We start from the raw sequence: 25,128 nt of genomic DNA, 5'->3' as shown, positions 1-25,128 counted from the left end.
TAAGCTATATATGTCGATGTATTTATTACCAGTCTTTGGCACTAGTACCTGCCATACTGGTCTTGACGCTTTGATTCATAATACGTGCAGCAAAGGCATCACTATGTGGCTTGAGCTGTGCTTGTTGTGCTTCAATAAGCGCTAAGTCATCATCAGTGCTAAGAGAGTTACGTAGCGCCTGTATATGCTCTGCTAGTGACTGTTGTTCTTCAGTAGAAAGCAACGCTGCAAATTCGTTAAGTGCCGACTCTAGGGCAAGTACTTCACGTTCCGCTTCTACTTTGGTCTCAATTAAAGAACGCGCGTTTTTGTCTTCTTCTGCGTGTTTAAACCCTGCAACAAGCAACTGTTCTTTTTGCTCATCTGATAGACCATAAGAAGGCACAATCTCGATTTTGCTTTCTGTTTTGGTCGTAGTTTCTTGCGCACTGACAGTAAGCTGACCATTAGCATCAATACTAAAGGTGACTTCAATACGAGCAAATCCAGCTTTCATTGGCGGGATACCATACAGCTCAAAACGTCCAAGTGAGCGACAGTTTTCTACCGTTTCACGCTCACCTTGCACCACGTGAATCACCATGCCTGTTTGACCATCTTGATACGTGGTAAACACTTGACGCTTCTTCACAGGGATTGGTGTATTGCGTGGGATGAGTACTTCGACCAAACCGCCCATGGTCTCAAGACCTAATGATAATGGCGTCACGTCCAATAACAATAAATTATTATCACTATCACCATTGACCAATTGATGAGCAGTCTGGGCAGCACCTAAAGCAACAACTTCATCTGGATTCAGACGACAAAGTGGCTGCTTAGCGAAAAACTCAGTCACGACTTGCTGTACGGCAGGCATACGAGTCGAGCCGCCCACTAAGATAATTTCATCTAGATCTGTAGTAGACAGCTTGGCATCGCGTAGGACTTGTTCGCACACGCTTAGCGTACGGCGACTGACAGGTTCTACGATAGTTAGCACATCTGTACGGCTTAATACGCCTTGATAAGACTGACCATTGACCGTGAGATTGATATCTACTTGCTCAACGTCAGTCAGTGCTTGTTTATAAGCCTTGGCTTGTTGAGCTAGTATTGATTTGTCATGCAGGCTTACGTCTTTTGGATCGATATTTAATTGTTTAATAATCCAATTGGTAATAAGACGATCGATATCATCACCGCCTAGTGCGCTATTACCACCAGTTGCCAACACTTCAAAGACACCGTCTGTAAGCTTTAAGATAGAGACGTCAAAAGTACCACCACCCAAATCATAGATTAAGTAATAGCTTTCTTTCTTACTGTCTTCTGATGATTGGTCAAGACCATAGGCGACTGCCGCCGCTGTTGGTTCATTCAACAAGCGAAGTACGTTGATACCCGCTGCTTGAGCGGCATCTTTAGTTGCTTGGCGCTGTGCTTCATCAAAATAAGCGGGAACCGTAATTACGGCACCTTCAATGCTATCTGCAGGTAAAGCACTCGCTGCACGTTGCTCAAGAGCGGCTAGTATACGCGCCGATACTGCAACAGGGGAAACCTCACCTTGAGCCGTTACAAAGGCGGGCATATCGTCTTTGTTACCAGACAGCTCATAAGGATGAGAGAATTTGATATCAGCTTGACTACGACCCATAAAACGCTTAGCCGAGACGATCGTATTTTTTGGATCATCCGCTAAATGCGCTAGAGCGTCATAGCCAACCAATGGCGTACCAGTAGCTGGATAATAGACAACAGACGGTAATAATGTATCTGTCGCTGCGCCTGCCTCTAAGACTTGTGCCTTACCTGAACGCACCACAGCAACCAACGAGCGTGTAGTACCGAGGTCGATGCCCAAGCCAAATTTATGTTGGTGAGGTTGAGCGCTTTGATTGGGTTCAGCAATTTGCATTAAAGACATAAGGATAACTCAGAGATAAAATGAATAAGTGAAATAGAGCAAATATAGCATATGCAGTACAAGAGCTTAACGTCGGTAATCTCATTCCATGGTATATGGATTCTGACAGTTTGATGCGCTTAGACTCAAAGATTATACGGTATCACGGTCACTATTTTAACCAAATATATAGAATTTAGCTTGTTAGAGAGGGCCATAACCACAGATGCTTAGACGTATAAGTCATCGTCATCTGAATGCGATGAATTTGCAACGTCATCAAGCCCCGTCGTCACATCAGCATTTAGCTTAACTAAAAATTTTAGCTTCTGTGTCGCATCAATCGCTGTTTGCCAATCTTGATTTTGATAAGCATTATTGAAGCGTTCAGATTGATTTGCTAGACGATTTGTAATTTGAGGATGTAATTGCTGCAAGGCTACAAGATCTTTGTCTTCGATAGCATCATCTAGATCCATACGCATCTGCATCGCATCTTCCAAAAAGTCTAAATCTGCGATTGAGTGCTCTATGTTTTGTGCTTGATCTGCCATGTCTAATAAATAACCAGCACGGCTATCAGGAGCGCTTAGCGTTTGATACGCTTGATTAATTAAAGCCGACGCTTTTTCAGACTGCAACTGTGCTTGAACCATATCGGTCTGATTTTTGGCAACATTATCAGGATGATAGCGTTTCTGCAGCAGGCGCAAACGTTGCTCTAGACTGCTTTGGTTAATTTCAAATTGTACAGGCTGCTCAAATAGGGCAAAGAAGTTATCAAACTGTGGTTCTAAAGTAATATCTGTCATAATCTGATGCCTTGCTTTTTTATTTATTTTTGAAGTCATGACCTAGCTAAGAATATCTGAATCGCTTGGCTACCTAACTAAATTAGCCATTTTTCATAGCGATAGCAGAGATACTGTACTGTTCTTATGAAAGTTTATTGAAGCATAAATCTATCAGTTTTCAGCCATTGAACAATTAAACTGTAAAGGACTCACCGCAACCACATTCACCTTTCTGGTTAGGGTTGGTGAATTTAAAGCCTTCGTTTAAACCTTCTTTTTCGTAATCCATCAACAAGCCGTCTAAATATACTAGGCTTTTAGGATCAATGAAAATGCTAACGCCGCGACTTTCATAGCGCGTGTCGTTTTCATCAGGGGTATCTACAAACTCTAAAACGTAAGCCAAGCCCGAGCAACCCGCCGTACGGATACCAACTCGAATGCCTTCGCCTTTGCCGCGATTGTCCAAAAAGTCTCGAACATGCTGAGCGGCGCGTTCTGTCATTTCAATCATGCCAACTCCCATTGACTATTAATCATAAATATCAATAAAAAATCTAGATAAACTGACAACCAAAATTACAAGATTGCCAAAACCATAGGCTTGCGACTATTAGAAAACAAAAGGTGACAATTACATAAGTGTCATTGTCACCTCTTTAGCGTCAGTAGCGATTACACATTGCTACTTTAGCGTTGCTAGTACAACGTAGCGCATACGCTAGCAGGCTTAGCCTAACTTAATTTAGATCGCAGCTTCTTCTGCTGGAGCTGCTACGCCATGTTTACCTTTATAGTCGCTAATAGCGGCTTTGATGGCGTCTTCTGCAAGTACAGAGCAATGCACTTTTACTGGTGGTAATGCTAGCTCTTGAGCGATATCGTTGTTTTTGATTTCGCCAGCTTGATCCAAGCTCTTGCCTTTTAGCCACTCAGTAACAAGCGAGCTTGAAGCAATCGCTGAACCGCAGCCATAAGTCTTGAAACGTGCATCTTCGATAATACCATTATCGTCGACTTGGATTTGTAGACGCATTACATCGCCACATGCTGGGGCACCGACCATACCGGTACCAACGTTCTTGGCATTTTTATCAAGATTACCAACGTTGCGTGGGTTTTCGTAATGATCAATAACTTGGTCACTATAGGCCATGGGGTTTTCTCCTAGTTAGATGATGAGTAGTCGTTTATCAACTTTAAATGTCTAACTACTCATCGATAATTGGGGTCAAACGCTTAATTTAATTGTCTGATCAATTGTTTAATAAATATATATTGCTAGCTATACTAAAAAGCTATATTAGAAATTAATGCTCAGCCCACTCGACTGAATTTAGATCAACACCTTCTTGGTACATATCCCAAAGTGGTGATAGGGCACGTAGTTTGTCAACGGCTTCATGCATCTGTTTGATAACAGTGTCGATGTCTTCATCAGTGGTATAACGGCCGAAGCTGAAACGGATTGAGCTATGTGCCAATTCATCTGGGCGACCGATTGCACGTAGTACATACGATGGCTCAAGCGTCGCTGACGTACAAGCTGAACCTGATGATACAGCTAAGTCCTTAAGTGACATCATCAATGACTCGCCTTCAACGAAGTTGAAGCTGATGTTTACAATGTTTGGTACGCTATTCTCGAGATCACCGTTTAAGTAAATCTCTTCGATATCTTGTAGGCCATCCCAAAGTTTTTGACGTAATTTAGCTGCATGTGCATGGTCAGCTTCGTAGCTTTCATTAGCTAAAGCAAATGCTGCGCCTAGGCCAACGATCTGATGCGTTGGTAGTGTACCTGAACGCATACCGCGCTCATGACCACCGCCATGTTGCTCAGCTTTCAAGCGAATACGTGGCTTACGACGAACAAACAATGCGCCGATACCTTTAGGGCCGTATGCTTTATGACCTGAGAAGCTCATCAAATCAATTTTCATTTCTTCAAGATTGATTTTTACTTTACCAACAGACTGTGCGCCATCAACATGGAAAACTACGCCAGCTTCGCGAGTGATTTCACCAATCGCTGCAACATCAGTAATAGTACCAAGCTCATTGTTTACCATCATAAGTGATACTAAAATCGTATCATCACGTAGTGCTTCTTTTACTTGCTCTGGCAGGATAAGGCCTGTGCTTGGCTGTGGTTCAAGATATGTAATCTCAAAACCTTCTTGCTCAAGCTCACGGCAGGTATCTAATACAGCTTTGTGTTCAATTTTACTGGTAATGATATGTTTGCCACGAGACTGATAAAAATGTGCTGCACCTTTAATGGCTAGGTTGTCAGACTCAGTCGCACCAGAAGTAAAGACGATTTCGCGTGGATCAGCGTTGATTACTTCAGCAACTTGACCGCGAGCAGTTTCTACTGCTTCTTCCGCTTGCCAGCCGTAACCATGTGAGCGTGAAGCTGGGTTACCAAAGACACCATCTACAGTCAAATACTCGCTCATTTTAGCAGCTACTGATTTAGCAACTGGGGTAGTGGCGGCATAATCTAAGTATATAAGGTTGTTATGTTGGCTCATGCTGGGTTTGCCTCGCTGTTCGATAGAGTAATAGTATTAATGTCTTTTATGGAAATATCTTTTGTAGAGGTGTGCTGACGCTCTGAGACTGACTGCACGTTTTCCATATCTAATAATTGCGCTAATGTTATATTTTTCAAGTACTGTTCGATATGATTTGATAGTGCACACCACAGATCGTGAGTTAGGCACATTGTACCACCTTGACAGTCACCGCGTCCTTCACACTGCATCGCGTTTACTGACTCATCAACCGCAGATATGATGCTCATCACATCTATCTCATTCAATGGCTTAGCTAGGTGATAACCACCTGCCGCACCGCGAATACTAGTGACAAGGCCGCGTTTACGGAGTTTAGAAAATAACTGTTCAAGATACGAGATTGAAATCGATTGCCGTTTGGCGATATCGGATAATGATACAGCACTGTCTTGTTGGCTAGTCTGCAATGCCAAATCTAATAATGCGGTAACAGCATATCTGCCCCGAGTAGTCAAACGCATGTGTTATCTCCAAACTTGATGTCATTTATGTTTAACAACGATCTTAGCCAAAAGTCTTAATAAGTACTCATAAGATAAAAAGAGCAACCAATAATACGTCAGCTAAGTTTTGTCTTATCGTTATTGAACAACAGATGATTAACCCGATGTGTGCAACGATTAAGGTAATTATACTTAATCCCGAGTAATTTAGTCAAGATTAAAGTGTGGTTCAATGGTTAATCAAGCTTATTGCTGTAATTGATAAAAACAATGATGTTTAGAAGAGATATATGAGTGAGACATAAGTAGCTTCATTTGTCTGCTACAGATACATTTAACGAAGTAAAAAATAAGCGTTCAATATCTATAGAAGACATTGAACGCTTATTTGTAGGTAATTCAGCGAACCAAAACTAATTCATTAATAGTGCGATGATTGAGCCGATCATAATGACAAGCGCGACAACAGTGACAATCATCAACGTCTTTTGTTTGCTTTGAAGCTCTTTTACGGTTGTTTCAAGTTCACGATTTTTGATAGTTAAGGTATTAATCTGTGTTTGCTGTTCTTTAATACGAAGTTTGTAGTTGTTCTTTTTTTCTTCCAAGTCAGCTTCGGTAGGTTTGGTTTTATTTTTATCACCCTTTATCTTTTTAATCAGTCCTTGAATCAAGCTGCCAAGCCCAAGTTGCATAATAAACTGTTTGACCAGTTGTACTTGAATCGACTCACCGCGCATCTGTAGCTTTTCGGTGGTTTCGCTATCATGAGTCGTGATGGCGTTGATAACTTGAATGCTATAAGCGTTGATAACCACGTCAGGCTCACTACGACCAATCGGCAGTTGCGCATCTAGTAACACGCCTTTGGTACTAAACGTGGCAAATACCTCTACATGCGGTAAATACAAGCGAAGCGCCACCACGGTGCCTTGCTTGGCGAGCGGATAAGCGGCCTTACGCAATTCAGGATCCAAACGTAACAGTAATGTCAGCGCCGACTCGATAAATACTAAAATGATATTAAGAAAAGAGTGAGACAACGTAGAACGCTTCATGTAAGTAATCCGTTTTTTATTTAGCAAGTTTTAGATATTGAGCAAACAGAAGTCTGTATTTGCCCAAGACTTGCAGTGATATTTTGCTTATAGTAACGTCTTTATAATAAAAAGTAACGCTAGTTTCTGTAGTGGCTAAACTATTACATTACAATTTAGCAGTCAATAAAGACACTCTTATTTATGACCAGCAATATACAAACTTAATGTATAGCAATGCACAGACGGCAATTGACAAATCTGTCAAAGCGTAGAAAATAGGAAAGCCAATCGTCTCAGTTATGCAGACTCGGTTATATATAAATTCCTAACGCTTTGCGTAACATTAGGTGTCAAATACGTAGTGTAGAGCACAAAAATATGTAAAATCGCTTGCGCTCCTTATGCTGCCTTGATATAAAGACGATAACAAAGAAGAACCTGTTAATGCGCCAGTTAGGTAGTTTTTATTGCGTAAGCACCATGAGAGCGTTACAATACTTGGCGTGAGCATTTATTACCCCCTTAAACTTGAAGGAAATTTTATGAATAAGTCAGAATTAATTGATAGCATCGCAGACAAAAGTGGTCTAAATAAAACCCAAGCTGGTGATGCATTAAACGCTGTTATGGAAAGTGTTGGTGAAGCGCTAGAAGCTGGCGATAGCATCTCATTAGTTGGCTTTGGTACTTTCAGTGTGAAAGACCGTAAAGCACGCACTGGTCGCAATCCTAAGACTGGCGAAGAGCTAAGCATTCCAGCAAGCAAAGTACCAAGCTTCAAAGCTGGTAAAAACTTAAAAGAGCGCTTGAACTAAGCCGATTTTTTAAGCATAAAATGATAGTCGGTGGTCTATAGCTGAAGTAATGAGCTAACCATCGAAGAGAGCACCTAATATTTAGGTGCTTTTTTTATCGCTATAGTTTGTATCATGCGTCGTGAATATTTTGAGTCTGCATGAAAAATCACGTATCATAGGGCGCGCGATAGGTGTGTCATTTAAGTCAGATTTCTTTAGTAAATTTTGTTTTTTACTATAAAATGCATACGCTCTTACTCTTACCATTGCTAGCTTAAATAGTACTGATGTTGGCAGGTTGCACTTAACAGCTCCTAACAGTATTACAATGGTTTTTCATCAATATAGGTTAATAAAGCAGAGATAACTATGGATAAATTGCGCGATTTCTTAAAAAGCTGGCCAGGTCGCATTTTATTGATTTTATGCCTATCGCCGCTCGCTCTCTTGGGTGTCGAAAGCTATTTTGGCGGCAACGTCGATCCCAACCAGATTGCGCAGGTAGGTGAGGCAAGCGTAGGAATGTCCGAGTATCAAACTGCTGTCAATAGCCGTCGTTCTGAAGTGCTAGAGCAAGTCGAAGATGCCAGCTTGTTAAATGAAGATGTGCTTCATGAGCAAGTATTAAAAGGTCTAATCGACCGTACGTTGTTAGAGCAGCAAGCAGGCAAGCTTGGTATGACCGTGTCTGACGACACGATCAATCGTCTGCTGCGTCAAGAAGAAATATTCCAAGATGCAGAGGGTAACTTTTCAAACGATCAGTTTTCAAACTTCTTGCGTCAGCGCGGCATGACTAAAAACCAGCTATTTGCAGAATTTCGCAATCAGTTAAGCTTGGATCAATTAAACGCCAGTATCGTTGGGACGGCCGTCTATCCTATGCAAGCGGTCAGTCAATTAATTGATTTGCAACTTGAGTCGCGCAACGTTTGGGTGCATCGCTTTAATTGGCAAGACTATGCTGACAAAGTTAAGCTTAGCAAAACAGACATTCAATCCTATTATGATGCTAACAAAGACACATTGAAAAGTGCAGCGATGGTTGACTTGGCGTATATCCAGCTTAGCCCGCAAACTATCAAGGTTGATGAAGTAACGGCAGAAGAGTTGCAGCAACAGTACGAAGCTTATAAACAAAGCATCGCGGCTACTGATGAGCGTAAAGTCAGTCAGATTCTGTTTACTGGTAAAGATGCTAAGACACGAGCCGATAAAGTGAAAGCACGTCTGAATAAAGGTGAAGCGTTTGCTGCGCTTGCTAAAGCAGAGTCGGACGATCCATCAGGAGAAACAGGTGGTGATATCGGACGCTTTAATCCGTCAGTGTTTGGCAGTGATGCAGATACGGTGCAAGAGGCACTAGAAGGGTTGAGCGTTGGTGATGTGACTGCACCTATCAAAACCAGCTTTGGTTATCAGATATTTACGGTTACTGAAGACAATGGTAAAAAGATTCCAAGTCTAGACAGTATGCGTGATGAGCTGACTGCGAAAGCAAAAGAGTATAAACGTCAGGAAATCTATGCTGATAAAGTGACATCAATCAATGATTTGGCAGCAGATGGTTTCAGTATCGAAGATATTGCACAGCAAGAAAATGTAAGTCTAAAGCGTATCAAAGATTATCGTAAAGTGAATAATAAGTCTGCACTACCGCAACCAGCAGTGGTTAAACAGGCATTTGATGAGTTTACTATTCAAGATCAAGCGGTAACGGCGGGCGTAGAAGTTGGCAACGGTACTGTATGGTTACAGCCAAGCAATTATCGTCCTACTAAGACGCTTGCTCTAGCAAATGCAACTCCAAGAATCACTCAAATACTCCGTCAGCAGAAAGCGACAGCATTAGCTTTAAAAGACGCTAAAGCATTGGCTGCTAGTATCAAGACGCCAGCTGATATCAGTAAGCAGTCGGTAAGCTTCCAAGCACTGGGTGAGATTAACCGTCAAACGACGCAGCTAACAGACAAAGAGCGTGGATTGGCATTTAGCCAGCAAGCCGCTGATAACGGTGTTGTCGCGATCGCTAGCGAGACTGAGATGGGTGCAACGCTATTGGTTGGAGACCGTATTAAAACTGAGCAGCAGTCGCCACTGTCTGATATGCAAAGAGCGCAAACAGCCAGTATTATCCGTGACAATTTAGGCCAAGACCAGCTGCAAGACTATTTAGATTATCTACGTATGGTATATACGGTTGAGATTAATGAAAGCAATATGGCAAATGCACAAGGACGCTAAGTATTTGCTAGTTTATTATTCTTAGATATTAAAAAAGCCACTGTATCAATTGATACAGTGGCTTTTTTTTGGATGATGCTTTAACTATAATTATCACGAATATTATAGAGACTAAAAATTAGTCGCAGTAATAAATACAATTGCTGCGACTAATTCCAGTCTTAAACTAATAGGTGATTGTTTAATGGCGGAAATGGCGCATACCCGTGAATACCATCGCGATACCATGCTCATTAGCAGCAGCAATGGTCTCGTCATCACGCATAGAGCCACCTGGCTGAATGATAGCAGAGATACCTACTTCAGCAGCATTGTCGATACCATCACGGAAAGGGAAGAACGCATCTGATGCCATAACAGCGCCTTCAGTTGCTAGTCCAGCATGTTCTGCTTTGATAGCCGCAATACGTGCTGAGTTAACGCGGCTCATTTGGCCTGCGCCAACACCGATAGTACGTTGGCCTTTTGCGTAGACAATGGCGTTAGATTTGACGTATTTTGCTACGTTCCAGCTAAACAGTAGATCTGCCACTTGCGCTTCAGTTGGTTGTACATCAGTGACGATTTTTAGGTCGTTAGCCGTGATTAAACCAAGATCTTGCTCTTGTACCAGTAGGCCACCGTTAACGCGCTTATAGTCAAGTTGGATATCACGCTGATCTGGTGCTGGTAGCTCGCCGCATACCAATACACGTACGTTTTTCTTAGTAGCTGTCGCTTCAAGTACACCGTCTTCGATACTAGGTGCAATGATTACTTCTACGAACTGATTGTCGATAATGGCTTTTGCAGCAGCAAGCGTCAACGGACGGTTGAATGCGATGATACCGCCAAAAGACGATTCAGGATCGGTGCTAAAAGCAGTACGATAAGCAGCTACTTGGTCATTATCAACCGCGACACCGCAAGGGTTGGCATGCTTAACGATAACGCAAGCAGGCGTGCTGAAAGCTTTAACGCACTCAAGCGCAGCATCGGTATCAGCGATGTTGTTATAAGACAATGCTTTGCCTTGTAACTGTTTAGCTGTTGCGATTGAAGCTTGTTTGCTTTTTAAAGGCTGGTTTTCAGTATAGAAAGCCGCGTTTTGATGCGGGTTTTCGCCATAGCGTAGGTCTTGTGCTTTTTCAAGCTGTACATTGAATGTACGTGGGAAGTTTTCTGGCTCTTGAGTGTCGTTGACACGGCTACCTAAGAAGTTGGCAATCATACCGTCGTACTGTGCCGTATGTTCAAACGCCTTTACTGCCAAGTCATAACGTAAAGCAGTCGTCAGTTCAGTACCACCGTCTAAGGCGTTAAGTACACGGTCATAATCAGCTGGATCAGTGACGATACCTACATGAGCATGGTTTTTCGCCGCTGAACGTACCATGGTAGGGCCGCCAATATCGATGTTTTCGATAGCGTCGTTCATAGTCACATCCGCACGTGCGATCGTTTCAGCAAACGGATATAAGTTCACGACGACCAAGTCGATACGTTCGATCGAATGATCACTCATAACTGCATCATCTGTACCGCGGCGTCCTAGAATGCCACCGTGAATCTTAGGATGTAGCGTTTTAACACGGCCATCCATCATTTCAGGAAAGCCTGTGTAATCTGATACTTCAGTCACGTCGACATTGTTTTCTGTGAGCAAGCGATAAGTACCGCCAGTAGATAATAAACCAAAACCTGCTTTGAGAAGGCCTTGAGCAAACTCGACGATATTAGACTTATCGGAGACCGATAGTAGGGCAAGTGGGGTTGTACTCATAAGAAATTTTCCATAAAAAAAGCCTGACGTAAACGTCTGGCAAGGTGATGATGACAACGGTATGCCGTATCATGATAGATAAAGCGCGGAACATTTAATTGCCATACATAATGATAGTCAATGATGATGGGTAAGCTCATATAACAATGCTACATTAAATCATAGGTCTTCATTTTTTTGCGCAAGGTGCCTCGATTCAGACCTAATATCTGAGCACATTTGGTTTGGTTGCCCCTTGTTTTTTCTAGAACGACAGACAAGAGAGGCTCTTCAACTTGCTTCAAAATCAATTCATATAAATCAGTGGGCATCTCATCTCCTAGCATCGCAAAGTACTGACGTACCACACGCTCTACATGAACCCGTAGAGGTTGCTGCGCACTATTTGTATAGTGTTGACTAGCAAAATCAAAGCCGTGCGTAGGTGGTTGGTATTCGTCTTTATTATAATCGGCAGGGTGCTCAGAGCTTTTAGCAAAATGATTGGCATTATGCTGTGCATGAGGTGCCATAAAATAATATCCTTGAGATGAAGAAAAATTCTGATTGTGAGGGGTCAGAACCATAGTATATCAAATTAATATCGCCTAGCGCTGATAGATTCATCGTTATCTTGGCTATCACGGTTTAATTGAAAATGAATTTACAGTATGTTTTCTACTCACGCTTATCTATATATGACAACTTAATTTAATAAAGAGCGGTCATAGTAATGTCGCGAATTTGCGCGTTAGCAACAGGGATAGTAAATAATAGCTGTCTATCTGTATTGGCAGCTAACTGACTTTGCTTTCCTAGTAAATAATCGTTTGGATCTGCAATAAACTCTCCAATAATCTCATCTTTACCGTAAACGCTTATTTTTACATTGGGGTATAGTTGTGCCTGCGGGCTGCCATTACTTAGAGTAGCGCCTATATCACTAAATGTACCAGCAGTTTTAATCTGACTGCTTCTATAAAAGGTATTGTTGATAGTAAGCACTGATAAGTCTGCACTGGGCAAGCTGCAGGCAGCGACAGAGCAGATCGATTGGAGACGCTGAGCATAGGCTGGGTTTTTGACTAAATTTTCTAAGTTAAAAATAACATACTGAGCCGCGAGTAGCAGTGCTAAGACCAAACAACCTAATATCCATAATAGTGATGCAATTGAACGTGTCGTTTGGGTTGGTGCAAATGGTAGCTGGGTTTTTCTTAAACGATCGTCGGCAGCAGGCTCTTCATCTTTAACGGGTACTCCCATATCGGATAGAAGCTTCGATAAGTCTGTATCATCTGGCGGTGTTTCTTCGTCTTGATTTTGTTCTTCTAATAATTTTTGCAGCCACGAATTGTTATCAGTACTCTCAACATTGGCATGAATATCATTGGCCGCTGCCGAGCTAAGTATATCCTGTGTTGATGAGGATGCTGATATTGTACTAGTAGATGGTTTCTTGGTTGATGAATTAGAGCTTTTGATAGTTTCTTTAGAAAGGGGCGCTTTTGGTTTTTCTGTGGTTGCTACGCTAGGACTGGTATTACTTGCTTGAGTCAACCATGCATCCATACTATCTAAAGAGTCATACTCTTGAACGTCTTCTTCTGGATCGTCTATATCCATATCATCATAGATTAAGTCGTCATGAATCAAAGTATCAGATGATTTTTTCTTATTGGTTGAAGATGTAGGGCGATTTGGCACATTCTGAAGTTTATGCTGATTGCTACTAGTATTCGCTTTTTGCTCATTTGATATTGGTTGAGTTTGAGCTTTTTGTTGAGCAGGAATGTTTTTTTGTGGTGTTGGTTTTTGAATAACCTCAGAATTTACCACAAGATGCTTATTGACCAAAAAACTTTGCTGGCACCGATCACAGCTGATGGTAGCATTGACTTGATTTAGTTGAGTTTGTTTAACGCTATAGCAAGCTTGGCAATGGGGGCATTGGGTTTTTATTGGCGTGGTCATAGAGGCGAATCCAAAAAAGTATGGTTATCAATACCGCTTAGCCACTCACCAATAGCTGCCCACAATACTCATTTTACTTATTTAATTTCGATGAATTATGGGCACAGACAGAGTGGCGTCAAACACATAACATTTGACTGCCCTCTATCGTAACAGATGTAATTAAATGTTGCTAGCTGGTAAATGTACCTGATAAACGCTGCCAATGTTGGTCTTCTTGCGCAGTAAAAGCATGCTTAGGATCCAGTGCAAAATATGGTTGATAAGCTTCAGTGACTTGCTCGGTTTGTGACTCAATCAAACCTGCCAATACGATACGGCCCTTTGGCGCAATCAGTGTTGCAAAGTAAGGTGCTAAACCAATAAGCGGCTTTGCTAAAATATTGGCAACGATCACTTCTACAGGCAAAATGTCATGTTGCGCGCAATACTCTGTAAATTCTTCTGGCAAAAATGCCTGCAAACGATCGCCTACATTGTTGCGTACCGCATTCTGATTGGTAGCAAGTACTGCCTGCGGGTCAATATCGACTGCATATACCTGACGTGCACCCAATAGCAAAGCAGCAATCCCTAGAATGCCTGAACCACAACCATAATCGATAACCACTTTGTCTGTTAGGTCTTGCTCTGTTAGCCAGTCTAGGCACAGGCGAGTCGTAGCATGATAGCCAGTACCAAATGCTAAGCCTGGATCCATAATGATATTGGTGGCTTTAGGGTTAGGCGGCGTTAGCCAGTCAGGCACAATCCATAAGTCATTAGCGCATTCGATAGGGTGATAGTTGCTCATCCACTCGCGCTCCCAATCCTTATCATCAACAGCCGTTAGCCAAATACGAGTAGCCTGTACTTGTGCAGCAATTTCATGACTTAATTGCTCAACCGCTTGACGACTACCAGCATCAGTAGTCGCATCAAACAATCCTGTTAGTATCACCTCATCCCACAGCGGTGATTCACCTGGAAGTGGCTCAAACAAAGGTTGATCGCCAGCATCGTCTAAAGCGATTGATAATGCACCTGCCTCTAATAAAAGCGCTTCAGCCAAGTCGACGTTTGATTTTTCACATTGTAAATGCAGTTGTTGCCATGCCATAAAGATAACCTTAAGCGGAAATAAAAATAAATGTAGGTGTTAGGGAATGCCCTAGATGAATCTACATACAATGAAATGCATGCTGTATATAGATGTTTTAACTAATGAATCTGAAATGTGCAGATATCAGCTATTAGCGTAGTGCTTGTTTTGCTTCATTGACCACGCGTGAGTTACCTTGAGCTTGTCCTGATTGCAATATAACTTGCCATAGTGCTCGTCTACGATTGCTATCTTGAGAGACGCTAAGACCACGACGTGCCATCGCTTCTGCCTTACGAGGCTGGTTCTTTTTTAATGCTACTTGTGCCAAATAAAAATATACCGCCGATGATTTGGGTGCTAGACGCTGCGCACGGGTAAAGCTGCTCTCGGCATTGGTTAGATTGCCCGCTTTCAACTGACTGATACCTACTTGCATCAAATTGCGAAACGCAGGCAGATTACTATTATTGCTGGCAGATTGTTGTGTACGTTGCTGCGAGTTTCTTCGAGCATGTTCAAGTAACTCATTATGCGACGGTACCGATGGCTCAGAGATTATATAGTCGTTACGAGAAGGCGCAATGATAACAGGGTCAGGCTGCATTATTTCTGGTGCAGGAGGCGTAAATATAGGTGTCTCTTGTGTTAATGGATTTGGCGTTTCAGGCTGGTCAACTGCATCGTAAGGCTCGGTTGGATAGTTGCTTTGATCATTTGCTTCAGTGATAGGCGCTTGAGCAGTTGTTGTTGATGGCACAGTCGGTTGTGACATTGGTAATGTTTGAACAGGCGTTGTTTGCACTGTAGTCGATGTGCTAGGTGCTGTTTGACAAGCACTTAGGCTTAACATACCAACGATCGCGCTGCCTACAAGTAAGGTATTGCTTGACGTAATTTTATTACGCCATAGCACTATGGTTTGTTTTACTGAAGTAGTTGTCCGTAAAGATGACACCATCATGTTAAAACCTTTTTTAAATATTAAAAGCTAAATACCAAAAACACTATTAAAGCCATTCAACAGCTAGAACCATTCAACAGCGCGGTCATACCAAGTATCAGCACGGTTTTCATCGCCTTCATTTTGCTCACTGCTACCTTCTGCCTCATCAGACTCAACAGCTTCGCCATTTGGAATCTCTAAACCTTCGCGGCGACGTTGTTGATTGATATCACCTTGCTGATTTTGGAATTGTGTCTGTTCACGAGCGCGATCTTGCTGATACAGGCTCAGCGCACAACTGCTGGCTTCTTCTGGTAGATGAGCTGACATTACTGGTAGGTAGCGAGCGTTGGCACAGCGCTCACTAGACAGTTTGCCTGAGTTGTTCTCTAGCCATAACCACTCGATACCTTCTGGCTCTGGTAGAGCAACCGGAGTCAGTTTTAGGCGTTTCATATAATCTACCCAAACTGGTAAGGCGCCAGTACCACCACTCAAACCAATCGGTTTATTGTCATCACGGCCAACCCAAACAACACTTACATAGTTGCCACTATAGCCTGCAAACCAAGCATCACGGTAGTCATTTGTCGTCCCCGTTTTTCCGGCTAGGTTTAAATTACTGCCGAGCGATTGGGCGCGTCTGGCCGTACCATTTGAGACGACTTGCTGTAATGCATAGTTGGTCAAAAAGTTGGTTTCAGGTGGAATACTGCGCTGAGTGTTAAGCCCAGTACGCTGTAAAATACGGCCACGATCATCAATAACAGTACGGATACTGTGAATAGGCGTACGGAAACCACCAGTGGCAAATACTTGGTAAATACCAAGCATATCCATTGGGCTCAAATTAACTGAGCCTAGTAATGCTGATGGATAAGGTGGGATTTTTTCTTTGATACCCATGCGCTGTAATTGCTTAGCAAAGGTATTAACACCGAACTCCATACCTAAGCGTACTGCTGCTTGGTTATACGATTGAGACAATGCCGTGGTAAATGGTACATAGCCATGATCCCTGTTGTCGTAGTTTTTAGGGTTCCAGTCAGTACCGTCGTTTAGATTGACCGTAATAGGGGAGTCATCTACTGAACTGGCCAAGTTATAACGACCGCTCTCAAGCGCAGTCATATAAATGATAGGCTTCAGCAACGAGCCAACTTGGCGTTTGGCATCGACCGCGCGGTTAAACCCTGTAAATTCACTACCACTACCCACGACAGATACTAGCTCGCCAGTCTCAGGGTTGGCACTCACTAACGCGCCTTGTAAATCTTTAGTTTTGCTACTGTTACGGCGCAGCTCACCAAGTTTTCTATCAACGGCTTTGTCTGCGGCCAATTGAGCGATAGGGTCTAAGGTACTGATAATAATCAGACCTTCGTTCTTGAGATCGTCAGAATAATAAACGGTATTTAGCTCACGTTTAACAATATCTAAGAAGTCAGGGAACTGGCTTTTGCCCTCAGCAGGCTTATCCACGATACCAAGCGGTTGTTCTAATGCTTTGTCATAGTCTTCTTGGCTCAGTGTACCCATTGTCAGCATATTGTTAAGCACCACATCACGGCGTGCTTTTGAGTCGTTTGGATTACGACGTGGGTTATAGATACTTGGGCCTTTTGCCATACCAACCAGCATTGCTTGCTGATCTAAGCGCAGCTCATTAAGAGGTTTGTCAAAATAAAACTGTGATGCCAGACCAAAACCATTGATAGAGCGATTGCCATTTTGACCCAGATAAATCTCATTCAAATAGGTCTGTAAAATCTCATCTTTGCTGTAATGCAGCTCAAGTAACACGGCCATCAATGCTTCATTGGCTTTGCGTTTGATAGTGCGATCTGAATTGAGATAGAAGTTCTTGATCAGCTGCTGGGTGATGGTCGAGCCACCTTGTCTGGCACCACCAGTAAAGTTATTGATTACGGCACGGGCGATACCACGTACCGATACCCCTTTATGCTCATAAAACGCGCGATCTTCGGTAGCGATGAGGGCATCAATCAACGGCTGAGGCACTTCGTCCAAAGACACAACCATCCTATCTTCATTGCTGTCGGGATAGATACCACCGATATTGACAGGCTCTAGACGAATGATACCGCTTTTGGCAGGTAGGGTACTTTGGATCGATTCTACTTTATTACCAGAAATCGTCATTTTGATGACTTGCTCGGCATCTTTGTCATTAGCACTATACGTAAAGCCGCGCGTGTGAATAAAGTAAGTATTGCCAGTCCGGTGATAAGTACCTGTGCGGTCATAAGCTTTGTTGCTTTGATAGTTGAGCAACTCTAGCCATGTCTTCATTGTGTCTCTATCGACATTGGCGCCTTGATACAGCTCAAGCGGCTGCGAATACACTTTGGCTGGAATGTCCCAGCGCTTACCCTCAAACTTATGAGTAATGGTGCGATCAAGTTTGATCAAATATAGCGCCAATAGCACCATGCCTGCGATGATGATAATTAATAGCAGACTACTAAAGACCAAGCCGCGCTGCTGCGAGGGTAGCGTGTGCATAGCAGACTTAGATGACGCTGATAACTTGGTATTTGGTAACTTGTAATTAGGTTTTTGCACGGATGTCGCACCATTTTTGGATAAAAAACTGCCTCATAATGACGCAAATTGACAAATTTTTCAATCTATCATCGTCAACGCGGGCATTTATTGGTCGTAGGCCATGAGCGACGATACTGCTCATAGCGATAGCTTATAGTATAATCTCTATTAAAATACCGATACTTGTAAGAAAGCGTCAGTCACTTTCAATCTGGTAGATAAACGCCATATAAGATAACAATTTACGATTGTCCTCACGATGTATTTTGTATGAATTCGCTGTTGCTAATTGTTTGCTATTAGCCGTTTGTTATTAATACTATGCTACTAATAGTAGTAATATTCATGTGATTAAAAACGGCTTTATTGCATGACGTACAGTACAGTCAATACGAGCAAGTTTGCTTTAAATGAATGCATTTTGAGCAAGCCTGTCAAAGGAAGTAAGCGCGACTATGTCTAGTATCCCATCATCAGTATCATCTGCTACCAATCATTCTTATGAAGACACTTCTATCATCGAAGGCTTAGTGCTCCCGCTGGCTGACCACTGCTTTCATTGTGGTGATCCCGTACCTCAGCCACCGTTTCATGCTGATATATTAGGTCAGTCACGAGAGATGTGTTGTATGGGCTGTCAGTTAGCTGCCCAAAGCATTGTAGAGGCTGGTCTTGAACAATATTATCTTGACCGTTCAGAGATTAATCGCACGGCAAGTTTGCCAACTCAGCTGACGCGTCTCGAGGTCTACGATCATGACGAGATAAAATCACAGTTCGTTTACGCGCAAGATGGCATGTCAGTAGCAGAGCTGTCTGTTAATAACTTACGCTGTGCTGCCTGTACTTGGCTGATTGAGTCGCGTCTCGATGAGTTAGAAGGTATTGGTAAATGTCAGGTAAATTTGACCAACCAGCGCATGCGGGTCATTTGGGATGAAAACAAATTACCCATCAGTCGTATTTTAGCGGTCATCAACGAAATCGGCTACGAAGCCAAGCCTTATCGCCAAGATACTCATGAAGCCATGCTGGCACGTCATAATAATCAAATGCTATTGCGTCTCGGCATTGCTGCACTAGGTTCGATGCAAGCGATGATGTATGCCGTTGCGCTTTATTTTGGCGAGTATAGCGACATGTTGATATTTCAGCGTGACTTTTTGCGTTGGGTGTCTTTATTTGTGAGTACGCCTGTATTTTTCTATGCTGGTATTCCTTTCTTCACCTCCGCATGGTCAGCGATTCGTGCGCGCCAAGTGAATATGGATGTGCCCGTCAGTCTTGCGTTGATTATTACTTTCTTTGCCAGTCTCTACGCTACCATCACTGGGCAAGGGGAGACATACTATGACTCGGTTAGTATGTTTATTTTCTTTTTGCTGGCAGGGCGTTATATCGAGCATAACGCACGTTTAAAAGCTGCGACCATGGCTAATGATTTGGTAGTCGTCGAGCCGGTATTGGTACAAAAAATCGCTGAAGACAAATCAGCAGCTGAGCATATTTTACAACTGCTGAAAGAAAATGCGTCTCAACAAGATGAAGTTATCGAAAATGAGGCTCAAAAGGCATTAGACGCGACTGAAGTCATGCCTGATTTTATGCAGCGTATGGACGCCAATGTTCATCAGCTCACATCGCGTATCGCTCAAGACTGGCAGCAGTCACGCAACCAACAGAATGCGCAATCACAAGCAGAAGGCGATATAGAGTCGAAGCAAATGGTCACCGCTCATAGTTTACAAGTGGGCGACATCATTTTGGTTGAAGCGGGTTCAGAGATTATCAGTGATGGCATCTTGCTAAGTTCTACTGCAACGGTGTCACAAAGTCTACTAACGGGCGAGGGTGATTTAATCATCAAGTCTCAAGGTGATTATATTGTTGGCGGTGCACAAAACGATAGCCAGCCGTTTGAAATGCTAGTCACCGCTTTGCCAAAAGATAGCCAGATAGGTTTAATTGATCGATTGATGAATCGCGCCATGAGCGAAAAACCCAAATTGGCGCAGCAAGCAGATAAGCTGGCACGTTGGTTTGTCGCGCGTATTTTGGTGCTGTCAGTCTTGGTATTTGTCGGCTGGTATCTCGTTGATCCAAGCCAAGCGATTTGGGCAACCGTGGCAGTCTTAGTAGCTACTTGTCCGTGTGCATTGTCATTAGCGACGCCGATTGCCTTGACCGTCTCAACCAATCGTCTGGCCAGCTATGGTTTTTTGACGACGCGTGGACATACACTACAAACGCTAGCTGAAATCACACATGTTGCTTTTGACAAGACGGGAACACTGACTTATGGCAAACCAAATTTATTAAATATTGAGTTAATCCCACCAAAAAGCCAGACCGAAATTGACGATTTATCATTAATAGCGCAAAAAGATACGCTGTTGGCCATTGCAGCTGCATTAGAAGTGGGGAGTCGTCATCCAATTGCCCATGCGGTACTGACGGCGGCCTATCAGTTACATCTACCATCGACGCAAGCCGTACAACATTACCCAGCAGGCGGTGTAGAAGCGATAATTGATGGCACTGTATATCGAATCGGTCACAAGGACTTTGCGTTAGATAAAACAGATAATAGCGCCAATGATATAGATGCAAATAATGATATAACCATTGATCTGGTAGCTCAGCGAGCCAGCTCAGCCGTGGTATTGTCTTGTCAGAACACTGATGATAACGGATGGCAAGTGCTGGCATGCTTTTATTTCAATGACAAGGTACGTGATAGTGCGCAGTCGATGCTCGATACGCTCAAAGGACTAGGTATCGAGACTGTTATGTTGACAGGTGACCCAAGCCCGCAAGCGCTAGTCATGGCTGAGAGTTTAGGTATGCAAGCAGCGTACAACGGACTATCACCGACTGATAAGGTCCATCATATCCAGCAGTTGCAAGCTAACGGTGCCGTGGTACTGATGGTAGGTGACGGCATTAACGATGCACCAGTGTTAGCAGCGGCAGATGTCTCAACCTCGATTGCAGGTGCGGCAGACTTAGCACAAGTATCCAGTGATAGTATTATCTTAAACGGACAAATCGAAGCTATCACTGCGGCTAAACGCATCTCTGATAAGACGGAACGTATTATCAAGCAAAACTTTCGCTGGGCGCTCGCTTACAACAGTATCGTCCTGATACCAGCGGCTTTAGGTTATGTACCACCTTGGCTTGCTGCAATTGGTATGTCGCTCAGTTCGCTATTTGTCGTATTAAATGCATTGCGCTTAAAACGTGCGTAGTCTCTTTAAAAAGCATTTAATATAAACAGGTCTGTAAAGTTTGCTCATAAAAAAACCGCCTTCCATAAATGAAAGGCGGTTTTTTCTATACAGAGATACTGTTAGATAGCTCTTAAAATTAGTCTTGCAGATAGCTTAATAGACGCATAAATTCGATATACATCCAAACTAGGGTCGCAAGAATACCAATACTGAACAACCACTCGTAATCTTCAGAAACACCCATCGCAACACCGCGATCAATATTATCGAAATCTAATAGCAAGGTGAAAGAAGCGATAACGATGACAAATAAGCTAAAGCCAATAGCGATAGCGCCACCTTCAAATAGGAACGGTAGTGATGAACCAAACGCTAGAGAAAGTACCCACTGTGCTACATAAACAAGCATAATGGCAATAACCGCCGAGGTCACGATAGAGCGGAATTTTTCAGTAACTTTAACTAGACCTGAACGATATAGACCAAGCATAACTGCAGCTGTGACGAAAGTTGCACACATTGCAGTGACTGGTACTGTTGGATACATTCTCATGAAAAATAATGAGATGCCACCCAAAAATATACCTTCTAACAAGGCGTAAGGCACTGCCAAAGTCTTGGCTTTTTGCGGCTTGAAGGTAATAAAAAGAGCCAGAACAAACGCAGCAATCATGCTACCAAAGGCTGCCATCGTAATAAAACCTTGCGATAAACCTACCATAAGCGCATAAAAGAAAAAGCCCACACCAGTAATGGCTGATAAACCAAGTAACAAGCTGGTCTTTTGAATTACGCCCTTGACCGTCATTGGATTACCGCCGATCGCAAGTTCTGCGCGACTGACAATAGGATTGGCCATACATAAGTCCTTAATAATAAAATATAAAAATAGTGATGTTAGTTACTTTAGCAAAACCGCCATTATTGTCAACTGTGTTTGCGTGACAACTGTTGCGGTGCAACCTCAGGCTGCTCATTGGCTAGCACATCGGGCTACTGTATCGCTCAATACACTAATTGAAAAACTGAACAGACAGATTCGGCTAAGTAAAAAATTCGATAGCTTTTATATGGGGTCAGTTACGACAGTTAACAACGATAATTCATAAACATGCTAGTCTAAGCGCGCATTTATCGCTATCATTACCTTGTACTTCACCGTTATACCGAGTCGTTTTATGGAAAACTCAGCGCAGTCAGCAAGATTGCCACACTTACATGAATCAGAGCTATTCCACGCTATTAAAAACCCCGCCTTTAGGCGTATTGGTCTAATGGGCCGTGCTGGTAAACGTAGTGTCACTCAAAGCTTGGTACAGATTGCCCAAACCGTCAATGATATGAATTTGACATTAATAATGGATGTACAAACGGCCAATTTGCCAACACTTGATCTCACAGATATAGAAAGAGTCAAAATCGTCAAACGTGGTTTGATTGGTGAGATTTGTGATTTGGTTATTGTGGTTGGTGGTGATGGTTCGATATTACATGCCGCTGAGGCGTTAGCACGCTACCGTGTACCTGTACTAGGGGTAAACCGTGGCCGTTTAGGGTTCTTAGCAGATGTAAAACCTGATGAAGCTGCGTTTAAGTTACGCCAAGTATTGATGGGAGACTATCAACTGGACCATCGGTTCTTATTGACGATGGAGATACGAGAAGGGCGCAAAATTATCCATGAAGACATGGCGCTGAACGACATCGTACTGCATGCTGGTAAATCGGTACATATGATTGATTTTCAGATGAAAATTGATGGACATGACGTTTATAGACAGCATAGTGATGGCTTGATAGCAGCAACACCGACTGGCTCTACCGCTTATGCCTTATCAGGTGGCGGTCCAATCATTCATCCAAGTATGGACGCTATTTGTCTGGTGCCAATGCATCCCCATACATTATCTAGCAGACCGATTGTGGTCAGTGGTAATAGTGAGGTCTGTATTCGTATCCACGAAGACAATCGTACTCAGCCGATGGTGAGTGCGGACGGTAAGCCAAGCGTGCCACTTGAGCAAGAGCAGCGCCTACATATTCGTAAGCATCCTGATAAGCTTACCTTGTTGCACCCGCCTGGGTTTGACTTTTATGAGGCCTGCCGTACAAAGCTGCACTGGAACGTACATGCCGAAGAATTCAGTCTTGATGTCGATGATGATATTATAGACGATGAATAAGCATATCTATTAGACCCAAATATGATGCAAAAAATGGTAGTGGAGAGTAGGCAAGATGGATAAACAAACAATACTAGCAAGTCTAACGCCCGAAGTGGTTGATAAGTTTCGTATGGCGATTGAGCTAGGTAAATGGCCTGACGGTCGTAAGATCACCGCTGAGCAGCGTGAGACTTGTATGCAAGCAGTGATGGTATGGGAGCATGAGCACCTACCGCCAGCCGAGCGTACAGGTTATATTCATAAACCTGTAAAAGATGATGGTTCTGTCGTTGGTGCTGAATGTGACGTCGAGCACGAGCATCACTATCCTAATATGCCGAATCCTAAAGGTGCGGTACAGCCTGTTAAATTTCGTGATAAATAGATTTATAAATAAGTTGTAATAGTTGTTATAAAAACACTCATCATAAAAAAGCCACGCTATATAGCGTGGCTTTTTTTACTTTACCAATAATTAAATGATCAGAAATAGCTTAATCATCATAAATGATTAAATAGCAGTCGTATCAACACTAGGACGAACCGTTAGCGGGTTCTTTTGCATCAAAAATCCTTGCCAGCCCCAATGTAAAAAATTACGGATATTGGCATGATCGGTACCGTTAGGCGTTGCTTGAACCTTGGCATAATGTTCGCCAAATAGTTTAAGCGTGTCCAATTGGTTCAGGCCATGGTGCTTAGCAAAACCAAAAATCTTTGCGCTACCTTCGTTCTCACCGGCTGCATTATGTACCATCCCATTTACGAAAGGGGCAGGCGCATAGCGATAAAAATCATCGATAAAGCTGATGACATCATTGAATCCAATGGCTTTTTTGTTCAAACCATTAAGTAATGCCGATACATCTGATTGGCGGATACTCATAAATAAATGACCTCAGAGCAGATTAAAAAAACAATATAATATTTATGTGTGCTCAATGATGATAGTAGCCGTTGAGCGTTCAGCATTATAATTTAGCTAGCTTAGCGATTAAAGTAGTCTTCGTCATCAAACGAAGGCGAAAAGTTGCCTTGCTCAAGATGCTGCATTTGCGACTGTACAGAACGCTCATGCTGAATACGTTGATAAATCTCTTCGCGGTGTACTGCAATATCTTTAGGTGCGTTTACACCGATACGTACTTGATTGCCTTTGACGCCTAGAACCGTCACACTTACTTCGTCGCCAATCATTAGCGTTTCGCCCACGCGGCGTGTCAAAATTAACATGCGTCACACTCCTTATGTCGCATCAACAAATTATTACTCATCAGATTACTTCTCAATTGCAGAACATTACCGCAGCACCAAACACGCAATATAACCATTATCACGATGCCAGATATCGTGCCAATAGCGGTAATGATAGGTAGATTCATTTAGCCCAAATGAAAGCCCCATTATAGGCGGCATAACAGATACTGTCACGGTTTTTCACAAAACTATTAGGTAAATGCTCATTTCAACTATGCTAAAAAATAAAAATAGGACCTAAAAAGATCCTATTTTATTTAAGTACTGTTTTTATTTAGATACTATTAATTTAAAAGCTATTAATTTAAATGCTGTTTATCTACATACTATATAAAGTCATTAATAGCGGTTAATAGATAACCATCAATGCTAATG

General features: G+C 42.7%; 20 protein-coding genes and 1 pseudogene. 5 read left to right on the top strand and 16 right to left on the bottom strand.

The genetic code is table 11. From position 1 onward, the window contains the following. Positions 1–25 precede the first annotated feature (25 nt). The 7 genes from hscA to B2863_RS05225 all read right to left on the bottom strand — a co-directional run bounded on the left by hscA (position 26) and on the right by B2863_RS05225 (position 6,765). On the bottom strand, positions 26–1,909 hold the full coding sequence (hscA, locus tag B2863_RS05255) for a Fe-S protein assembly chaperone HscA (RefSeq protein ID WP_296208009.1): 1,884 nt from the start codon (positions 1,907–1,909) through the stop codon (positions 26–28). A 209-nt stretch (positions 1,910–2,118) separates the two neighbouring features. Then, entirely contained in the window at positions 2,119–2,700 is a 582-nt protein-coding gene (hscB, locus tag B2863_RS05250; protein ID WP_296208007.1) for a Fe-S protein assembly co-chaperone HscB, read from the bottom strand. Positions 2,701–2,875: 175 nt separating this feature from the next. Continuing rightward, complete coding sequence (gene iscA, locus B2863_RS05245; RefSeq protein WP_021814983.1) at positions 2,876–3,196, bottom strand: iron-sulfur cluster assembly protein IscA; 321 nt, start codon at positions 3,194–3,196, stop codon at positions 2,876–2,878. Positions 3,197–3,427: 231 nt separating this feature from the next. After that, the gene (gene iscU, locus B2863_RS05240; protein WP_057759218.1) at positions 3,428–3,838 is read right to left on the bottom strand and encodes a Fe-S cluster assembly scaffold IscU; all 411 of its coding nucleotides are present in this window, start codon (positions 3,836–3,838) and stop codon (positions 3,428–3,430) included. Positions 3,839–3,992: 154 nt separating this feature from the next. Then, complete coding sequence (locus B2863_RS05235) at positions 3,993–5,219, bottom strand: IscS subfamily cysteine desulfurase (RefSeq protein ID WP_057759220.1); 1,227 nt, start codon at positions 5,217–5,219, stop codon at positions 3,993–3,995. After that, complete coding sequence (locus tag B2863_RS05230) at positions 5,216–5,725, bottom strand: Rrf2 family transcriptional regulator (protein WP_057759222.1); 510 nt, start codon at positions 5,723–5,725, stop codon at positions 5,216–5,218. The genes B2863_RS05235 and B2863_RS05230 overlap by 4 nt, the downstream gene beginning before the upstream one ends. A 395-nt stretch (positions 5,726–6,120) precedes the next feature. Next, positions 6,121–6,765 (bottom strand): hypothetical protein, encoded by a 645-nt coding sequence (locus B2863_RS05225; RefSeq protein ID WP_296208003.1) that lies wholly within the window; start codon positions 6,763–6,765, stop codon positions 6,121–6,123. A gap of 524 nt (positions 6,766–7,289) precedes the next feature. Here B2863_RS05225 and B2863_RS05220 point away from each other — a divergent pair. Both B2863_RS05220 and B2863_RS05215 read left to right on the top strand, forming a co-directional pair. Next, complete coding sequence (locus B2863_RS05220; RefSeq protein WP_045445077.1) at positions 7,290–7,562, top strand: HU family DNA-binding protein; 273 nt, start codon at positions 7,290–7,292, stop codon at positions 7,560–7,562. A 351-nt stretch (positions 7,563–7,913) separates the two neighbouring features. Continuing rightward, complete coding sequence (locus tag B2863_RS05215; protein ID WP_296208001.1) at positions 7,914–9,788, top strand: SurA N-terminal domain-containing protein; 1,875 nt, start codon at positions 7,914–7,916, stop codon at positions 9,786–9,788. A gap of 181 nt (positions 9,789–9,969) precedes the next feature. On the opposite strand, the gene purH is transcribed toward B2863_RS05215, so the two are convergent. The 6 genes from purH to mrcB form a co-directional block, all read right to left on the bottom strand. Then, complete coding sequence (gene purH, locus B2863_RS05210; RefSeq protein ID WP_191114947.1) at positions 9,970–11,550, bottom strand: bifunctional phosphoribosylaminoimidazolecarboxamide formyltransferase/IMP cyclohydrolase; 1,581 nt, start codon at positions 11,548–11,550, stop codon at positions 9,970–9,972. 149 nt (positions 11,551–11,699) lie between these two features. Continuing rightward, complete coding sequence (fis, locus tag B2863_RS05205) at positions 11,700–12,062, bottom strand: DNA-binding transcriptional regulator Fis (protein ID WP_238069125.1); 363 nt, start codon at positions 12,060–12,062, stop codon at positions 11,700–11,702. Positions 12,063–12,240: 178 nt separating this feature from the next. Further along, positions 12,241–13,503 (bottom strand): DUF3426 domain-containing protein, encoded by a 1,263-nt coding sequence (locus B2863_RS05200; protein ID WP_296207999.1) that lies wholly within the window; start codon positions 13,501–13,503, stop codon positions 12,241–12,243. A 172-nt stretch (positions 13,504–13,675) separates the two neighbouring features. Next, the gene (prmA, locus tag B2863_RS05195) at positions 13,676–14,602 is read right to left on the bottom strand and encodes a 50S ribosomal protein L11 methyltransferase (protein ID WP_296207998.1); all 927 of its coding nucleotides are present in this window, start codon (positions 14,600–14,602) and stop codon (positions 13,676–13,678) included. A gap of 133 nt (positions 14,603–14,735) precedes the next feature. After that, positions 14,736–15,548 carry a tetratricopeptide repeat protein gene (locus tag B2863_RS05190; protein ID WP_296207997.1) on the bottom strand — a complete coding sequence of 271 codons (813 nt, stop codon included), beginning with the start codon at positions 15,546–15,548 and terminating at the stop codon, positions 14,736–14,738. A gap of 63 nt (positions 15,549–15,611) precedes the next feature. Next, positions 15,612–18,116 carry a penicillin-binding protein 1B gene (mrcB, locus tag B2863_RS05185; protein ID WP_414706887.1) on the bottom strand — a complete coding sequence of 835 codons (2,505 nt, stop codon included), beginning with the start codon at positions 18,114–18,116 and terminating at the stop codon, positions 15,612–15,614. A gap of 437 nt (positions 18,117–18,553) precedes the next feature. Between mrcB and B2863_RS05180 the strand changes: the two genes are divergently transcribed. Beyond that, on the top strand, positions 18,554–21,349 hold the full coding sequence (locus tag B2863_RS05180; RefSeq protein ID WP_296207996.1) for a heavy metal translocating P-type ATPase: 2,796 nt from the start codon (positions 18,554–18,556) through the stop codon (positions 21,347–21,349). Positions 21,350–21,467: 118 nt separating this feature from the next. Here the strand turns inward: B2863_RS05180 and B2863_RS05175 are convergent, their stop codons facing one another. After that, positions 21,468–22,190: a Bax inhibitor-1/YccA family protein gene (locus B2863_RS05175; RefSeq protein ID WP_296207995.1), complete on the bottom strand. Its 723-nt coding sequence runs from the start codon at positions 22,188–22,190 to the stop codon at positions 21,468–21,470. 319 nt (positions 22,191–22,509) lie between these two features. On the opposite strand from B2863_RS05175, the gene B2863_RS05170 reads away from it, so the two are divergent. Both B2863_RS05170 and B2863_RS05165 read left to right on the top strand, forming a co-directional pair. Continuing rightward, positions 22,510–23,514, top strand: coding sequence for an NAD(+) kinase (locus B2863_RS05170; protein ID WP_179798759.1), 1,005 nt, complete (start codon positions 22,510–22,512; stop codon positions 23,512–23,514). 55 nt (positions 23,515–23,569) lie between these two features. Continuing rightward, the gene (locus tag B2863_RS05165) at positions 23,570–23,881 is read left to right on the top strand and encodes a YeaC family protein (RefSeq protein ID WP_057759241.1); all 312 of its coding nucleotides are present in this window, start codon (positions 23,570–23,572) and stop codon (positions 23,879–23,881) included. Between the two features lie 126 nt (positions 23,882–24,007). Here the strand turns inward: B2863_RS05165 and B2863_RS05160 are convergent, their stop codons facing one another. Beyond that, the gene (locus B2863_RS05160) at positions 24,008–24,382 is read right to left on the bottom strand and encodes a HopJ type III effector protein (RefSeq protein WP_057759243.1); all 375 of its coding nucleotides are present in this window, start codon (positions 24,380–24,382) and stop codon (positions 24,008–24,010) included. A 179-nt stretch (positions 24,383–24,561) separates the two neighbouring features. Further along, positions 24,562–24,729: pseudogene (gene csrA, locus B2863_RS05155) on the bottom strand (carbon storage regulator CsrA); the annotation flags it as partial. Between the last annotated feature and the right edge of the window lie 399 nt (positions 24,730–25,128).

Origin of the sequence: Psychrobacter sp. UBA3480 (genome assembly GCF_002377945.1) — a bacterium.
Classification (GTDB): Bacteria; Pseudomonadota; Gammaproteobacteria; order Pseudomonadales; family Moraxellaceae; genus Psychrobacter.
The sequence above is the reverse complement of the archived record's forward strand: the minus strand, read 5'-3'. Positions and strand labels throughout refer to the sequence as shown.

What these genes read in the sequence shown, in the direction of transcription:
- hscA (WP_296208009.1), bottom strand. Translation starts at nt 1,909, where the DNA reads ATGTCTTTAATGCAAATTGCTGAACCCAATCAAAGCGCTCAACCTCAC.
- hscB (WP_296208007.1), bottom strand. Translation starts at nt 2,700, where the DNA reads ATGACAGATATTACTTTAGAACCACAGTTTGATAACTTCTTTGCCCTA.
- iscA (WP_021814983.1), bottom strand. Translation starts at nt 3,196, where the DNA reads ATGATTGAAATGACAGAACGCGCCGCTCAGCATGTTCGAGACTTTTTG.
- iscU (WP_057759218.1), bottom strand. Translation starts at nt 3,838, where the DNA reads ATGGCCTATAGTGACCAAGTTATTGATCATTACGAAAACCCACGCAAC.
- B2863_RS05235 (WP_057759220.1), bottom strand. Translation starts at nt 5,219, where the DNA reads ATGAGCCAACATAACAACCTTATATACTTAGATTATGCCGCCACTACC.
- B2863_RS05230 (WP_057759222.1), bottom strand. Translation starts at nt 5,725, where the DNA reads ATGCGTTTGACTACTCGGGGCAGATATGCTGTTACCGCATTATTAGAT.
- B2863_RS05225 (WP_296208003.1), bottom strand. Translation starts at nt 6,765, where the DNA reads ATGAAGCGTTCTACGTTGTCTCACTCTTTTCTTAATATCATTTTAGTA.
- B2863_RS05220 (WP_045445077.1), top strand. Translation starts at nt 7,290, where the DNA reads ATGAATAAGTCAGAATTAATTGATAGCATCGCAGACAAAAGTGGTCTA.
- B2863_RS05215 (WP_296208001.1), top strand. Translation starts at nt 7,914, where the DNA reads ATGGATAAATTGCGCGATTTCTTAAAAAGCTGGCCAGGTCGCATTTTA.
- purH (WP_191114947.1), bottom strand. Translation starts at nt 11,550, where the DNA reads ATGAGTACAACCCCACTTGCCCTACTATCGGTCTCCGATAAGTCTAAT.
- fis (WP_238069125.1), bottom strand. Translation starts at nt 12,062, where the DNA reads ATGGCACCTCATGCACAGCATAATGCCAATCATTTTGCTAAAAGCTCT.
- B2863_RS05200 (WP_296207999.1), bottom strand. Translation starts at nt 13,503, where the DNA reads ATGACCACGCCAATAAAAACCCAATGCCCCCATTGCCAAGCTTGCTAT.
- prmA (WP_296207998.1), bottom strand. Translation starts at nt 14,602, where the DNA reads ATGGCATGGCAACAACTGCATTTACAATGTGAAAAATCAAACGTCGAC.
- B2863_RS05190 (WP_296207997.1), bottom strand. Translation starts at nt 15,548, where the DNA reads ATGATGGTGTCATCTTTACGGACAACTACTTCAGTAAAACAAACCATA.
- B2863_RS05180 (WP_296207996.1), top strand. Translation starts at nt 18,554, where the DNA reads ATGTCTAGTATCCCATCATCAGTATCATCTGCTACCAATCATTCTTAT.
- B2863_RS05175 (WP_296207995.1), bottom strand. Translation starts at nt 22,190, where the DNA reads ATGGCCAATCCTATTGTCAGTCGCGCAGAACTTGCGATCGGCGGTAAT.
- B2863_RS05170 (WP_179798759.1), top strand. Translation starts at nt 22,510, where the DNA reads ATGGAAAACTCAGCGCAGTCAGCAAGATTGCCACACTTACATGAATCA.
- B2863_RS05165 (WP_057759241.1), top strand. Translation starts at nt 23,570, where the DNA reads ATGGATAAACAAACAATACTAGCAAGTCTAACGCCCGAAGTGGTTGAT.
- B2863_RS05160 (WP_057759243.1), bottom strand. Translation starts at nt 24,382, where the DNA reads ATGAGTATCCGCCAATCAGATGTATCGGCATTACTTAATGGTTTGAAC.